Source organism: Kitasatospora sp. NPDC053308 (assembly GCF_055585785.1).
In genome coordinates, this window is the sequence record NZ_JBVJJY010000006.1 from 183,304 (window position 1) to 196,677 (window position 13,374).

At 73.5% G+C, this 13,374-nt stretch carries 14 protein-coding genes and 1 tRNA gene; 7 read left to right on the forward strand and 8 right to left on the reverse strand.

The annotated features are described in order from the left end of the window. Positions 1–138: 138 nt before the first annotated feature. Entirely contained in the window at positions 139–885 is a 747-nt protein-coding gene (locus ACZ6Y7_RS16270; RefSeq protein WP_465758527.1) for a trypsin-like serine peptidase, read from the reverse strand. A gap of 118 nt (positions 886–1,003) precedes the next feature. Further along, positions 1,004–1,888 (reverse strand): trypsin-like serine peptidase, encoded by an 885-nt coding sequence (locus ACZ6Y7_RS16275; RefSeq protein WP_465758528.1) that lies wholly within the window; start codon positions 1,886–1,888, stop codon positions 1,004–1,006. Between the two features lie 191 nt (positions 1,889–2,079). Between ACZ6Y7_RS16275 and ACZ6Y7_RS16280 the strand changes: the two genes are divergently transcribed. The 5 genes from ACZ6Y7_RS16280 to ACZ6Y7_RS16300 all read left to right on the forward strand — a co-directional run bounded on the left by ACZ6Y7_RS16280 (position 2,080) and on the right by ACZ6Y7_RS16300 (position 5,353). After that, positions 2,080–2,153 (forward strand) — tRNA-Ile (locus ACZ6Y7_RS16280). A gap of 284 nt (positions 2,154–2,437) precedes the next feature. After that, the gene (locus ACZ6Y7_RS16285; RefSeq protein WP_465758529.1) at positions 2,438–3,385 is read left to right on the forward strand and encodes an SPFH domain-containing protein; all 948 of its coding nucleotides are present in this window, start codon (positions 2,438–2,440) and stop codon (positions 3,383–3,385) included. A gap of 9 nt (positions 3,386–3,394) precedes the next feature. After that, positions 3,395–3,622: a type II toxin-antitoxin system antitoxin gene (locus ACZ6Y7_RS16290; protein WP_465758530.1), complete on the forward strand. Its 228-nt coding sequence runs from the start codon at positions 3,395–3,397 to the stop codon at positions 3,620–3,622. A gap of 37 nt (positions 3,623–3,659) precedes the next feature. Beyond that, a complete protein-coding gene (locus tag ACZ6Y7_RS16295) occupies positions 3,660–4,304 on the forward strand; it encodes a GOLPH3/VPS74 family protein (protein ID WP_465758531.1) in 645 nt (214 codons plus the stop codon). A gap of 128 nt (positions 4,305–4,432) precedes the next feature. Further along, positions 4,433–5,353: a 1-aminocyclopropane-1-carboxylate deaminase/D-cysteine desulfhydrase gene (locus tag ACZ6Y7_RS16300; protein ID WP_465758532.1), complete on the forward strand. Its 921-nt coding sequence runs from the start codon at positions 4,433–4,435 to the stop codon at positions 5,351–5,353. A gap of 30 nt (positions 5,354–5,383) precedes the next feature. Here the strand turns inward: ACZ6Y7_RS16300 and ACZ6Y7_RS16305 are convergent, their stop codons facing one another. Further along, positions 5,384–6,934, reverse strand: a complete 1,551-nt coding sequence (locus tag ACZ6Y7_RS16305) for an LCP family protein (protein ID WP_465758533.1) — start codon at positions 6,932–6,934, stop codon at positions 5,384–5,386. Positions 6,935–7,053: 119 nt separating this feature from the next. Further along, a complete protein-coding gene (locus ACZ6Y7_RS16310) occupies positions 7,054–7,518 on the reverse strand; it encodes a MarR family winged helix-turn-helix transcriptional regulator (RefSeq protein ID WP_465758534.1) in 465 nt (154 codons plus the stop codon). A gap of 101 nt (positions 7,519–7,619) precedes the next feature. On the opposite strand from ACZ6Y7_RS16310, the gene ACZ6Y7_RS16315 reads away from it, so the two are divergent. Both ACZ6Y7_RS16315 and ACZ6Y7_RS16320 read left to right on the forward strand, forming a co-directional pair. Continuing rightward, complete coding sequence (locus tag ACZ6Y7_RS16315; RefSeq protein ID WP_465758535.1) at positions 7,620–8,645, forward strand: NADP-dependent oxidoreductase; 1,026 nt, start codon at positions 7,620–7,622, stop codon at positions 8,643–8,645. 378 nt (positions 8,646–9,023) lie between these two features. After that, positions 9,024–9,518: a DUF3145 domain-containing protein gene (locus tag ACZ6Y7_RS16320; RefSeq protein ID WP_188296478.1), complete on the forward strand. Its 495-nt coding sequence runs from the start codon at positions 9,024–9,026 to the stop codon at positions 9,516–9,518. 76 nt (positions 9,519–9,594) lie between these two features. On the opposite strand, the gene fabF is transcribed toward ACZ6Y7_RS16320, so the two are convergent. From fabF to ACZ6Y7_RS16340, 4 genes are all read right to left on the reverse strand, one after another. Continuing rightward, complete coding sequence (gene fabF / locus ACZ6Y7_RS16325; RefSeq protein ID WP_465758536.1) at positions 9,595–10,860, reverse strand: beta-ketoacyl-ACP synthase II; 1,266 nt, start codon at positions 10,858–10,860, stop codon at positions 9,595–9,597. A gap of 183 nt (positions 10,861–11,043) precedes the next feature. Further along, positions 11,044–11,286, reverse strand: a complete 243-nt coding sequence (locus ACZ6Y7_RS16330; RefSeq protein WP_402215953.1) for an acyl carrier protein — start codon at positions 11,284–11,286, stop codon at positions 11,044–11,046. An 80-nt stretch (positions 11,287–11,366) separates the two neighbouring features. Next, entirely contained in the window at positions 11,367–12,398 is a 1,032-nt protein-coding gene (locus tag ACZ6Y7_RS16335) for a beta-ketoacyl-ACP synthase III (protein WP_465758537.1), read from the reverse strand. Next, positions 12,395–13,345, reverse strand: coding sequence for an ACP S-malonyltransferase (locus ACZ6Y7_RS16340; RefSeq protein ID WP_465758538.1), 951 nt, complete (start codon positions 13,343–13,345; stop codon positions 12,395–12,397). Before ACZ6Y7_RS16340 ends, ACZ6Y7_RS16335 begins: the two co-directional genes overlap by 4 nt. Positions 13,346–13,374 lie beyond the last annotated feature (29 nt).

The window sequence follows — 13,374 nt, forward strand, 5'->3', positions numbered from 1 at the left end:
GGGTCCGCCCGGTGACTGCTCAGAGCGAAGGCCCCCCGGTCGACCGGGGGGCCTTCGTGTTGTGGCCGCGCGGGGCCGGCGTCGCCGTACGGTGTCGTGTGCGTCACGCCGGGGCCCCGCCCCCGTGCCGACCGGGAATCAGGTGGTCGCCTTCCGGTAGAGGTCGGCGACCCGCTGGTCGAAGGCGACGCTGTACGAGGTGCTCGGGGTCTCCCCGCCCTCCTGGTAGCCGCCGATCACGCCGACCACCGAGCCCTTCTCGGTGACCCAGGGGCTGCCGCTGGTGCCGTCGGTGTAGCCGCCGCAGTCGAAGCGCTCCTGGGTGGCGCCCTGCGAGCGGGTCCGGACCGAGCAGGTGATCGGCTCGTCGCTGTCGTTCGGGTAGCCGGTCACCGAGACGGACAGCCCGAAGCCCTGCCCGGTGCCGAGCGGGTTGCCGCCGACCGCGTCCTCGATCTGCCGGCCGTCGACCGTGCCGACGGTGACGAACGCCACGTCGTACTCCGGGTCGTCGTCGGTCGCCCAGTGCGGGTCGACGGTCACCGACTGCACCGGCCAAGTCCCGTACGGGGTCGAGCCGTTGCGGTAGCCCGGGGTGAACACCAGGCCGTCCAGCAGGCCGATCCGGCGGCTCTGCACGCAGTGCGCCGCCGTCACCAGCAGGTTGCGCCGGGGGCTCTGCACCACGCTCGCGGTGCACGCCCGGGGCCCCTGCGCGGTGTGGATGGAGAGCGTGCCGATCCGGTCCCGGGCCGGGCTCCGCTGGGCGACCTCGGCGGTGGGCGCCCCGCCCTGGCCTCCGCAGGCGGTGCCGACGGCGAGCAGCAGGGCGGCCAGGGCGGCCGTACGTGCCGTGCGCGCGGTCGGTGCCGGGCGGGGGGCCATCGGGGCTCCGTCTCGTTCCTCGGGGCGGACACCGGGAGGGGTGCGTTCCGCCGTTCGTGAGGAAGATCTACCAGGCTGTGCCGGGCGGCGCCACTGCCGGGTGCGCGCCCGCCCCCGGTCAGCCGGTGGCGCGGTCGTACAGCGCCTGGACGCGGTCGCCGAAGTAGCTGCTGTAGGAGGTGTCCGGGGTGTCGCCGCCCTCCTGGTAGCCGCCGATCACGCCGACCACGGTGCCGGTCCTGGTGGTCGGGTCGAAGTCGGTGACCCAGGGGCTGCCGCTGGTGCCGCCGGTGTAGTCGGGGCAGTCGATCCGCAGCTGGGTGGGGCTCTGCTCGGAGGTGGTGTTGGAGCAGGTGATCGGGACGTCGCTGCTGCCGGGATAGCCGGTGACCTTCACGGGCAGCCGGTAGCCGCGGTTGACGCCCAGTCGGTTGGCGCCGAGCACCTGCTGGACCTGCCGGCCGTTCTGGGCTTGGACGACCGCGAAGGCGACGTCCATGTCCGGGTCGGCGTGGTCCTTCCAGCCGTCGTCCACGGTGACCGCCAGCAGCGGCCAGACGCCGCTGGGGGTCTCGCCGTCCCGGTAGCCGGGGACGAAGACCAGGTCGCCGCGCTGCCCGAGCTTCGGGTCCCAGACGCAGTGCGCTGCGGTGACGATGAGGTTGAGCCCGGCGCTGTCGACCACGCTGGCGGTGCAGAAGTGGTCGCCGTCGGCGTTGCGGGTGAACACCGCGCCGACCAGGCCGTTGAGCACGGTGGGCTTGGCGGTGCGGGTGACCCCGGTGTGGCGGCCGACCGCGCCCTTGAACCGCTGTCGGGTCCAGCCGTGGCTGTCGCCCGAGCCGCCCGCGCCCGCCGAGCCGGACGCGGCCGCCGTGGCCGGCGCCGAGGTGACCGTCGGCGCGCCCCCGCCGGGCCCCGCCGCCGTCGTGCAGCCCGCCGCCGGCACCACCGCCAGCACCGCCGCCAGCACCCCGGCCGCTGTCCCCCTACGTGTCGTCATCCGCCCAGGCTGCCCCGGGCGGGCGCCCCGCCGCCACCCGGGCTGGGCCGCCGGGAGAGGCGCGCACGGTCGCGCACCCAGGTGCGCCCCCGGCGCGCACCACGGGTGATCGACCGGCTATGCTGCCCGGGACGGCCTCGCAGGGGCCGTCTGCTGCTGCCGTGGCGGATCACCGGCGCGCGCGGCGAACCGGGGCGGTAGCTCAGCCGGTTAGAGCAGGGGACTCATAATCCCTTGGTCGTGGGTTCGAGTCCCACCCGCCCCACCTTCTCGTCGCGCGGACGAGGGTCGTACGGACCGTCCGCGGGCAGGCCCCGGAGCCGGAGCTCCGCCGCCTGCGACGACGCAGAGTCTAGGGCGCGGCCACCTCCTTCCCCGTGTGGCGCGCCGGAATTCACCCGCCCGTGGTCATCGGCCCCGGCGTTCCCTGACGGCCCTGCGGCCCCCTGTCGTCGGCCTCCCCGCCGCCTGCCGACCCCTGGTGCTCCGCGCGGAAAAAGTGATATCACTTTGCCATCGGTACGGACGCTCGCTGGAGGAGTCGCTCTCATGCCCACACCGCACATCGCCGTCGAGGACGGCCCTGTCCTGGACCTTCCGGTCCCCAAGATCACCGAACGGGTCATCACCGGTGCCGCCGGGCTGCCGGTGCTGTTCGGCTCGCTGCTCGGCCTGGTCGCCGGGGCCGGGGCGATCGTCGCCGGTGGGGTCCGACTGGCCGGGCACGACCAGGTGTCGGGCGCCGTGCTGATGACCGCCGGGCCGGTCCTGGTGCTGGGCTCGCTGCTGCTGCTGTGCGGGCTGACGGTGATCTCGCCCGGCCAGGCCCGGGTGGTGCAGCTGCTCGGGCGCTACCGGGGCACCATCCGCGCCGAGGGCCTGACCTGGCTGAACCCGTTCACCCGCCGTCGGCCGATCTCGCTGCGGATCCGCAACCACGAGACCGAGACCACCAAGGTCAACGACGCGGACGGGAACCCGATCGAGATCGCCGCCGTGGTGGTCTGGCAGGTCGAGGACACCGCGATGGCGGTGTTCGAGGTGGACGACTACACCGACTTCGTCGCCATCCAGACCGAGACGGCCGTCCGGCACATCGCCACCAGCTACCCGTACGACGCCCACCACGAGGGGCAGTTGTCGCTGCGCGACGGCGCGGACGAGATCGCCCGCAAGCTCTCGGCGGAGATCGCCGCCCGGGTCGCCTCGGCCGGCGTGCGGGTGGTCGAGTCCCGGATCACCCGGCTCGCGTACGCGCCGGAGGTCGCCCAGGTGATGCTGCAGCGTCAGCAGGCCGGGGCCGTGGTGGCGGCGCGCAGGCTGATCGTCGAGGGCGCCGTCGGTATGGTCGAGGAGGCGCTGGACCGGCTCGCCGAGCGCGACGTGGTGGAGTTGGACGAGGAGCGCAAGGCCGCCATGGTCAGCAACCTCCTGGTGGTGCTCTGCGGCGACCGCGGCACCCAGCCCGTCGTCAACACGGGCTCCCTCTATCAGTAAGGCGCGGCAGTGGCGACGGAACGGAAGAAGATCCTGTTGCGACTGGACCCTTCAGTTCACGACGCGCTCGCCAGATGGGCCGCGGACGACCTGCGCAGCACCAACGCGCAGATCGAGTTCCTGCTCCGCCGCGCCCTCACGGACGCGGGCCGGATGCCCAGCGGTGCGAACCGGCTCCCCCGGCGCGGACGCCCGCCCAAGGAGGGCCCGGAGAGCGGCGGTCCCGCGGAGGACTGACCGGCGGCCGGGCACGCGAAGACCTTCGGAGACCGACATGGACCAGCCCGCCACACTTCCCGAGAAGCTCTACCTGCTCGCGTACGACCCGGGGCGCGGGCGGATCACCGCCACCGACCGGCTCGACCTGGTGATGCGGGCGGCGGCGCTCGCCGAGCTCCTGCGGCGCGGACTGATCCGCGAGGACGGCCGGTACCCGGCGGCCGTGGACGGGGGGAAGACCCCCGGCCTCGACCCGCTCACCGCCGCGCTGCTGGCGCAGATCCGGCAGGAGCGCCGACGCTCCTGGCAGAGCTGGATCGGCCGGAACCGGGGCCCGACCGCGCGCGCCGCGCGCGTGGTCCGGGGCGGCCTGGCGGCGGCCGGCCGGATCCGGGTCGAGGAGCACCGGGTGCTCGGACTGTTCCCGCGGGCCCGGGTCACCCTCCCGGAGACCCGGCTGCGCACGTCGCTCGTGCTGTCGGTCGCCTCGGCGCTCGACGGCCCGTTCAGCCGGGTCGACCCGGCGGACGCCGTCCTGGTCGCGCTGCTCGACGCGGCCCGGCTGGGCTCGGCCCTGACCTGGCGGCAGCGGCGCGAGTTCCGGAGCAGGATCGACAAGCTCGCCCCCGCGGCCGGTCCCGTCCCGCGCGCGCTGCGCCGGGCCGTGAACGCCGGCCGGGCGGACGGCGGGGCGGCCTGAACCGCCCCCCCCGCGGCACCTCCGGCGACAAGGCCGGCCGACCCCGAGGCAACCGGGCTCCGTCCGCCAGGGACGCCCCCGCTGCCGGGGCGGATCGGCGGCGGCCGGGCGGGCCGTAAGCTGGCCGGATGCTCGAACCCGCCCTACTGCCGACCCCGCTGGTGGACTGCACCGACGGGTTCCTCGCCCGGGCCGGGGTGGAGCTGCGGCTCAAGCGGGACGACCTGCTGCACCCGACCGTGCCCGGCAACAAGTGGCGCAAGCTCGCGCCCAACCTGGCCGCCGCCGTCGAGCGGGGCCACACCCGGCTGCTGACCTTCGGCGGGGCGTACTCGACCCACCTGCGGGCGGTCGCGGCCGCCGCCGGGGCGCTGGGACTGGAGAGCGTCGGCCTGGTCCGCGGCGAGGAGCTGGCCGAGCGGCCGCGCAACTGGTCGCTGCGGGCCGCCGAGGCGGCCGGGATGCGACTGGAGTTCCTGACCCGGGCCGCGTACCGGGAGGCCACCGGCCGAGCCGCCGGCGAGGGCACCGGGGAGGCCGCGGCCGAACTGCAGCGCCGCTGGGGCCCCTGCCTGGTGCTCCCGGAGGGCGGCTCCAACGCCCTGGCCGCCGTCGGCGCGGCCGCGATCCCGGCCGAACTGCCCGACCTGGGCGAGCGTGACGTGGTCTGCTGCCCGGTCGGCACCGGCGGCACCCTGGCCGGCATCGCGGCGGGCCTGCCCCCGGGCGCGCGAGCGCTCGGCGTGGCCGTGCTGCGCGGCGGCGAGGGCTACCTGGAGGCGGAGGTCGCCCGGCTCCACCGGGCCGCGTACGGACGCGAGTTCGACGGCTGGCGGATCGACCACGCGCACCACGGCGGCGGCTACGGCAAGGTGCCGGCGGAGCTGGCGGCCTTCGCCGAGCGCTTCGAGCGGCGGCACGGCATCCCGGTGGAGCGCCGCTACGTCGCCAAGTTGCTGGCCGCGCTGTTCCAGCTCGCCGGGGCGGGTGCCTTCCCGCGCGGCACCCGCCTCACCGCCGTGGTCACCGGGGTGCCCGACCCCGCGTAGCCGGTGTGCGCGGCGCGGGGCCGGTCCCGGTCAGCCGAAGGTCAGGTTGGCGCACGGGTCGGTGTCGGCGTTGCGGGTGTTCTCCGCTATGCCGGTGGGGATGCCGTTGTTCGGCGTGGCTCCGGACGTGGCTCCGGACGTGGCTCCGGGCGTCGCACCGGGCGTGCCGTCGGCCGCCGTGCCGGGCACCGGGCTCGGGGAGGACACCGAGTCGATCCGGGTGCCGGCCGGCCGGTAGTCGGCGCCGAGCGTGACGGTGATCGACTCCGTGCCGGGCTCCTGGACCGCCTGGGCGCCGGGGAAGAGCGCCACCACCTGGTCGGCGGCGGTCTTCAGGGCGGGGTCGTACGCGACCCGGGTGGTCTGGTGCCCGGGGGAGTTGCTGCCGAGCGTGATGTTCCGGAAGCCCCGGCCCTTGAGCGTCTCCGAGCCGGAGCCGGCCAGGCCGGGGGTGCCGACGCCGTTGACCACGGTGATCGGCGCCGCGGCCTGCTCGGGGCTGAGCGGGGTGTCGGCGCCGGCGCCCGGGGTCGCGCCGGGGGAGGTGGTGACCTGGCCCGTCCCGGCGGTGCTCTGCCCGTCCAGGGTGCGGTCCTCGCGCAGCAGCTTCCAGAGGGTGTCGGCGTCCGGCTGGACCAGCCGGACCCGGTCGCCGGCGAAGCGCCACGGCGCGGTGACGAAGGTGACGTCGGAGAGCTTGATGTCCTGCACCGAGCGGGCGAAGTCCACCAGCTTCATCGCGGTGCCCAGCCCCTCGTCCACGGTGAGCGACTTGGTGGCCGCGTCCGCCAGCGGCAGCAGGGTGGGCAGCGAGAACCCCTGGCTCTGGACCTTCTTGATCATCGAGGAGAGGAAGGCCTGCTGGCGCTTCATCCGGCCTATGTCGGAGTTGTCGCCGATGCCGTGGCGGGCCCGCAGGTAGTCCACCGCGGACTGTCCGGACAGCTTCTGCAGGCCCTTCTTCAGGTGGATGCCGTACTCGTTGACGTCGTTGGGCACGCAGGCCTCCACGCCGCCCACGGCGTCGGCCATCGCGGCCGCGCCCTTGAAGTCGACCACGACGGTGTGGTCGATCCGCAGCCCGGTGAGCTTCTCCACGGTGTTCTGGGTGCAGGCGGGGTTGCCCTTGGGGGCGTCGCCCACGGTGAACGCCGAGTTGAACATCTGGTCGTTCCTGGGGGCCGTCCAGGTGCCGCTCGGCAGCCGGCAGGACGGGATGGTGACCAGGGTGTCGCGGGGGATGGAGACGCCGACGGCGTGCTTGTGGTCGGCGTAGATGTGCAGCACGATCGCGGTGTCCGAGTGGCCGACGCCCTCGTCGCCGCCGCCCAGCGCGTTGTTGCCGTCGTCGCGGGTGTCCGAGCCGAGCAGCAGCACGTTGACCGGGACGGAGGCGCCCGGGCTGGCCGGGACGGGCGCCGGCGGGCGTTCGGTGGCGACGCCGCCGGCGTCGAAGGTGGTGATGTTGCTGTCCAGCCGGTGGTAGAACCAGGCCCCGGCTCCCACGACCGACAGCACCAGAACGGCGGCCAGGCCGATGGCGGTCCGCAGGTACCGGCGCCGGCGCGTGCTGGTGCTCATCCTCCGTGCCCCCCGTTTCAGGTTTCCAGCGTTCGATGATTCGAACGTTAGACGTTCGTGGGGGCGGTTCGGTTACCCCCGATGGGCGAACGGATCGCCCGCCGGGCCTGTGATGCTGGTCACGCCCCGGGTCCGGAGGCGCCCGCGAGCATCCGCCGGAGGAGGTCCCGCAGGACCGTCCGCTCGTCCGGGCCGAGCGCCGCCAGCGGCTCACGGGCGAAGTTCAGCGACTCGCGCAGCTCCGCGGAGGCGGCCGAGCCGGAGTCGGTGGCGGCGACCAGCTTGACCCGGCGGTCCTGCCGGTCGGCTTCCCGGGTGACGAAGCCGCGGGTCTCCAGCCGGTCGACGATGCCGGTGATGTTGGACGGCTCGCAGCTGAGCGTCTGGGCGATCTGGCGCATCGGCATCGGCCCGCGCCGCAGCAGCGCGAGCACCTTCGCCTGGGCGCCGGTGAGCGAGCGGGCCGCGGCGGCTTCCTCGTACTCGCGGTGGAAGAGCGCGACCAGGTTGGCCATCAGGTCGACGACCTCGCGGGTGATCTCGTCGGGCTGCGGCGTGGCGTCCTGGGCCGGCTGAGTGTCCATGCGGAAGAGTCTACCTGAAAAGTTGACAAGGTGAACCTTTTATGTCCATCGTTACTTCAGTTTCTCAACCTTTCATGCGCCTGAATCACAAGGAGCAGCCCATGGCAGAGCAGGCCACCCCCGCGACCGCCCGTGAATGGCACCTCGCCGCCCGTCCGCAGGGCTGGCCGGTGCCGAGCGACTTCGCCCTGGTCGAGGCCCCGGTCCGGACCCCGGGCCCGGGCGAGATCCTGGTCCGCAACGTCTACCTCTCGGTGGACCCGTACATGCGCGGCCGGATGAACGACGTGAAGTCCTACCTCCCCCCGTTCTGCCTCGGCGAGCCGATGGACGGCGGCGCGGTCGGCTACGTGGTGGCCTCCGAGGCCGAGGGCTTCGCTCCGGGCGACGCCGTGCTGCACGGGCTCGGCTGGCGCGAGTACGCGACCCTGGACGCCAAGCGCGCGGTCAAGGTCGACCCGTCCGCCGCCCCGCTCTCCGCCTACCTCGGCGTCCTCGGCATGACGGGCCTCACCGCCTACGCCGGACTGCTCGCCGTCGGCGGCCTCCAGCAGGGCGACAAGGTCTTCGTCTCCGGCGCGGCCGGCGCGGTCGGCTCCATGGTCGGCCAGATCGCCAAGCTCAAGGGCGCCTCCCTGGTGGTGGGCTCGGCCGGCTCGGCGGAGAAGGTCGCCAAGCTGGTGGACGAGTACGGCTTCGACGTCGCCTTCAACTACAAGGACGCCCCGGTCCGCGAGCAGCTCGCCGCCGCCGCCCCGGACGGCATCGACCTCTACTTCGACAACGTCGGCGGCGACCACCTGGAGGCCGCGATCGGTGCGCTGAACGTGCACGGCCGTGCGGTGCTCTGCGGCGCGATCGCCCAGTACAACGAGACCACCGCGCCCGCCGCCCCGCGCAACCTCGCGCTCGCCATCGGCAAGCGGCTGCGCCTGGAGGGCATGCTGGTCGGCGACCACAGCGCGCTGCAGCCGCAGTTCGTCGCAGAGGTGGCCGGCTGGCTGGCGTCCGGCGAACTGCGCCACGAGGAGACCGTGGTGGACGGCTTCGAGAACACCGCCGAGGCCTTCCTCGACCTGCTGCGCGGCGTCAACACCGGCAAGATGGTCGTCCGACTTGACGGCTGACGCTGCGTCAGGATCTTGTGTCCGGAAACCGACCGCCCCGCCGCCCGACCCGGGCGAGCGGGGCGGTTCGTCATGGGAAGGTTCGCGGTCGGGCGCGGGGCGCCCGCTCGCACTACCGCATTCCGGCCGGATCCGAAAGTGCGTCAGCCAACCTGCGGGGCGGCGCGGTACGGTGGTCCCGCCCGGCGATGGGGCCGTTCGGGGGAGAGATCCCACCGAGGGGTAGACCTCGTTGCGGATTCGACTAGCATTGAGCGAAAGCCTGTCCGTTTTGCTCAATTTAGTGGCTTAATGTCGGCTAACGTGGGTAACTGTGGATCAACTGCAGGCACGAGGCAGCTGGGGAAGGCGACCCTCGTCCACAGCCTGGAGGTCCCGGTGACGACACGTGGAGTTCTCTACATCCACTCCGCGCCCCGCGCGCTGTGCCCGCACGTCGAGTGGGCCGTCGCGGGGGTGCTCGGTGTGCGGGTGAGCCTGGACTGGATCCGCCAGCCGGCCGCACCCGGGCATTGGCGTGCCGAACTCTCCTGGCAGGGGGAGCCCGGTACGGCCTCGAAGCTCGCCTCCGCCCTGCGCGGCTGGCAGCTGATGCGGTACGAGGTGACCAGTGAGCCCTGCGCCACGGCGGAGGGCGAGCGCTACAGCAGCACGCCCTCGCTGGGCATCTTCCACGCCGTCACCGGCATCCACGGCGACATCCTGATCCCCGAGGACCGGCTGCGCGCCGTCCTGCTGCGCGCCCGCAGCGAGGGGGCCGACCTGGAGGCCGAGATCGCCCGGCTGCTCGGCAAGCCCTGGGACGACGAGCTGGAGCCGTTCCGGTACGCGGGCGAGGGCGCGCCGGTGCGCTGGCTGCACCAGGTGGTCTGACGACGGAGGCACGACGAAGGGGCCGGCGCTCACGCGGAGCGCCGGCCCCTTCGTCGGCCGTGCCGGGCGGGTGGCCTCAGCGGGTGCGGAAGGCCAGCACCACGTTGTGGCCGCCGAAGCCGAACGAGTTGTTCAGCGCCGCGATCCGGCCCTCGGGCAGCTTGCGGGCCTCGCCGCGCACGATGTCCGCGTCCACGTCGTCGTCCAGGTCGTCGACGTTGATGGTCGGCGGGGCGAGCCGGTGGTGCAGGGCCAGCACGGTGGCGACGGTCTCGATACCGCCGGCGCCGCCCAGCAGGTGACCGGTCATCGACTTGGTGGCCGAGACGGCGATGTGGTCGAGGTCCTCGCCGAGCTCCTTGCGGAGCGCCTTCAGCTCGGCGGTGTCGCCCTGCGGAGTCGAGGTGGCGTGCGCGTTGACGTGCACGATCTCGGCCTTGTCCAGCTCGTTGCGCTCGAACAGGTCGGCCAGCGCACGGGCCACGCCGGCGCCGGTCGGCTCGGGCTGGGCGATGTGGTGGGCGTCCGAGGACAGGCCCTGGCCCACGGCCTCGCAGTAGATGCGGGCGCCGCGCGCCTCGGCGTGCTCGATCGACTCCAGGACCACCACGCCGGCGCCCTCGCCGAGCACGAAGCCGTCGCGGGCCTTGTCGTACGGGCGGGAGGCCTGCTGCGGGGCGTCGTTGTTCTTGGACATCGCCATCATGCTGGCGAACGCGGCGATCGGCAGCGGGTGGATCGCCGCCTCGGTGCCGCCGGCCACCACGACGTCGGCGCGGCCGGTGCGGATCATCTCGATCGCGTAGCCGATCGCCTCGGCGCCGGAGGCGCAGGCGGAGACGGGGGTGTGCACACCCGCGCGGGCGCCGACCTCCAGGCCGACGTTGGCCGCCGGGGAGTTGGGCATCAGCATCGGGACGGTGTGCGGGGAGACCTTGCGGGCACCCTTCTCGCGCAGCACGTCGTACTGGTCCAGGAGGGTGGTCACGCCGCCGATGCCGGAGGCGATGACGGTGCCCAGGCGCTCGGGGGCGAGCTTGGAGGACTCGTCGGTGGCGGGGGTCTCGTAGCCGGCGTCGGCCCAGGCCTCGCGGGCCGCGATCAGGGCGAACTGGGCCGAGCGGTCCAGCTTGCGGGCCAGCGGGCGGGGCAGGATCTCGCCGGGCTCGACGGCGGTGCGCGCGGCGATCTTCACCGGCAGCTCCTCGGCCCACTCCTCGGTCAGGGCCGCCACACCGGACTTCCCGGCGACCAGGTTCTCCCAGGTGCTGGCGGCGTCGGCGCCCAGCGGCGTGAAGGCGCCGATACCCGTGACGACCACGGTGCGGTTTTCAGCGGTCACTGGTTTCTTCTTCTCTCACGTGTGCGGGGGTCGGCGGGAGCCGAGGAAGGGCCCGGCCGGGCGCCCGCTTGGGGCGTCCCGGCCGGCTGGCCGGCCCGGCTCGGTGGGAGCCGGGCCGACGGGTCAGCCGTCGGTGGCGTGCGGGACGCCGGACGGGCTGGCCGAGTCGAACGATGTGATCGCTCAGGCGTTGGCGAGGATGTAGTCCACCGCGTCGCCCACGGTCTTCAGGTTCTTCACCTCGTCGTCCGGGATCTTGACGTCGAAGCGCTCCTCGGCGGCCACGACGACCTCGACCATGGACAGCGAGTCGACGTCCAGGTCATCGGTGAAGGACTTGTCGAGCGCGACATCCTCGGTCGGGATACCGGCGATCTCGTTGACGATCTCCGCGAGACCATCCAGGACCTCGTCCTTGGTAGCCATACTGGCTGCTCCTCTTCCGTGTTGAACGTGTCCGGCCGGCGGCCGGGCACAGGCTTGTGGATCAGTGGGGCGAAACGCGCCTAGGGGAGCGTAACGACTGCCGCGGCGTACACGAGACCCGCCCCGAACCCGATGATCAGCGCCAGGTCGCCGCTGTGGGCCTCGCCGCTCTCCAGCATGCGCTCCATCGCCAGCGGGATGGAGGCCGCGGAGGTGTTGCCCGTCTCCGCGATGTCACGGGCGACGGGCACCGACTCCGGCAGCTTGAGCGCCTTGATCATGGCGTCGGTGATCCGCATGTTGGCCTGGTGCGGGATGAACGCGCCGAGCTGGTCGGCGGTCACCCCGGCGGCGTCCAGCGCCTGCTGGGCGACCTTGGCCATCTCCCAGACCGCCCAGCGGAAGACCGGCTGGCCGTCCATCCGCAGGTACGGCCACTTGGTCTCCTCACCCGGGCCGTTGATGGCCGCGGGCTTGGCGAACGCGGTGTCCCAGGCCTCGGTCTGGGTGATCACGTCGGCCTGCGAACCGTCCGAACCCCAGATCAGCTTGCCGATGCCGGGGGTGTCGGACGGGCCGACGATCGCGGCGCCGGCGCCGTCGCCGAAGATGAACGCGGTCGAGCGGTCCGACTGGTCGGTCAGGTCGCTGAGCCGCTCGACGCCGATCACCAGCACGTACTCGGCGTTGCCGCCGCGGATCATGCCGTCCGCCAGTCCCAGGCCGTAGCCGAAGCCGGCGCAGGCGGCCGAGATGTCGAACGCCGGGGCGGTGCCGCAGCCGAGCCGCTCGGCGATCTCGGTGGCGATCGCGGGGGTCTGCTTGAGGTGCGAGACGGTCGCGACGATCACGCCGCCGATCTGCTCCGGGGAGATGCCGGCGTGGGCGATGGCCTTTCCGGCGGCCTGCACCGACATCTCGGCGACGGACTCCTCCGGGCCGGCCCAGCGGCGCGCGGTGATGCCGCTGCGGGTGCGGATCCACTCGTCCGAGGAGTCGATCCACTCCAGGACCTCGGCGTTGGGAATCACCCGGACCGGGCGGTAGCCGCCGACGCCGTGGATGCGCGAGTACTGCGCACCCGAGGCGGGACGGATCTGGGGCTTGGTCATGCGGTGAACTCCTGGTCCTGACCGCCGTGCTCCGCGACGAGCTCGCGGGCCTTGTCCAGATCGGCGGGCGTCTTGAGGGCGAGCGTGGCCACACCCTTGAGGTTGCGCTTGAGCAGACCGGTGAGGGTGCCCGCGGGGGACAGCTCGATCACGGCCGTCGCGCCCAGCTGCCCGAGGGTCTCCATGCAGAGGTCCCAGCGGACCGGGTTGGACACCTGCGACACCAGGCGCGCCAGCACCTCGGCACCGGACTCCACGACCGCGCCGTCCTTGTTGGAGACGTAGCGGACCAGCGGGTCGGCGGCGGTCAGCGTCGGGGCCAGCTCGGCCAGCCGCTCGACGCCGGGAGCCATGTGCTCGGTGTGGAACGCGCCGGCCACCTTCAGGGCGATCAGCTTGGCGCCGGCCGGCGGGTCCGCCCTCAGCGCCTCCAGCTGGGCCAGCGTGCCGGCCGCGACGATCTGGCCCCCGCCGTTGTTGTTGGCCGCGGTCAGGCCGTGCTCGGCCAGCTTGGCCGCGACGACCTCGGCGTCGCCGCCGAGGACCGCGATCATGCCGGTCTCGGTGGTGGCGGCGGCCGCGGCCATGGCCCGGCCGCGCTCGCGGACGAAGGTCAGGGCGTCGTGGGCGCTGAGCACCCCGGCGCCGGCGGCGGCGGTGATCTCACCGACGCTGTGGCCGGCGACGGCGCCGACCAGCTTGCGGGCGGCGTCCTCGTCCGGGAACAGCGCCCGGGCGGTCACCAGACCGGCCGCGACCAGCAGCGGCTGGGCGACGGCGGTGTCCTTGATCTCCTCGGCGGACGCCTCGGTACCGGCGTGCACCAGGTCGAGCCCGGCGACCTCCGACCAGCCGCGCAGGCGGTCGGCGACACCGTCGAGCTCCAGCCAGGGGCTGAGGAAACCGGGGGTCTGGGCACCCTGTCCAGGGGCGACGATTACGAGCACGGTTCAACCCTCTCTCGCCAGGCGCCCAG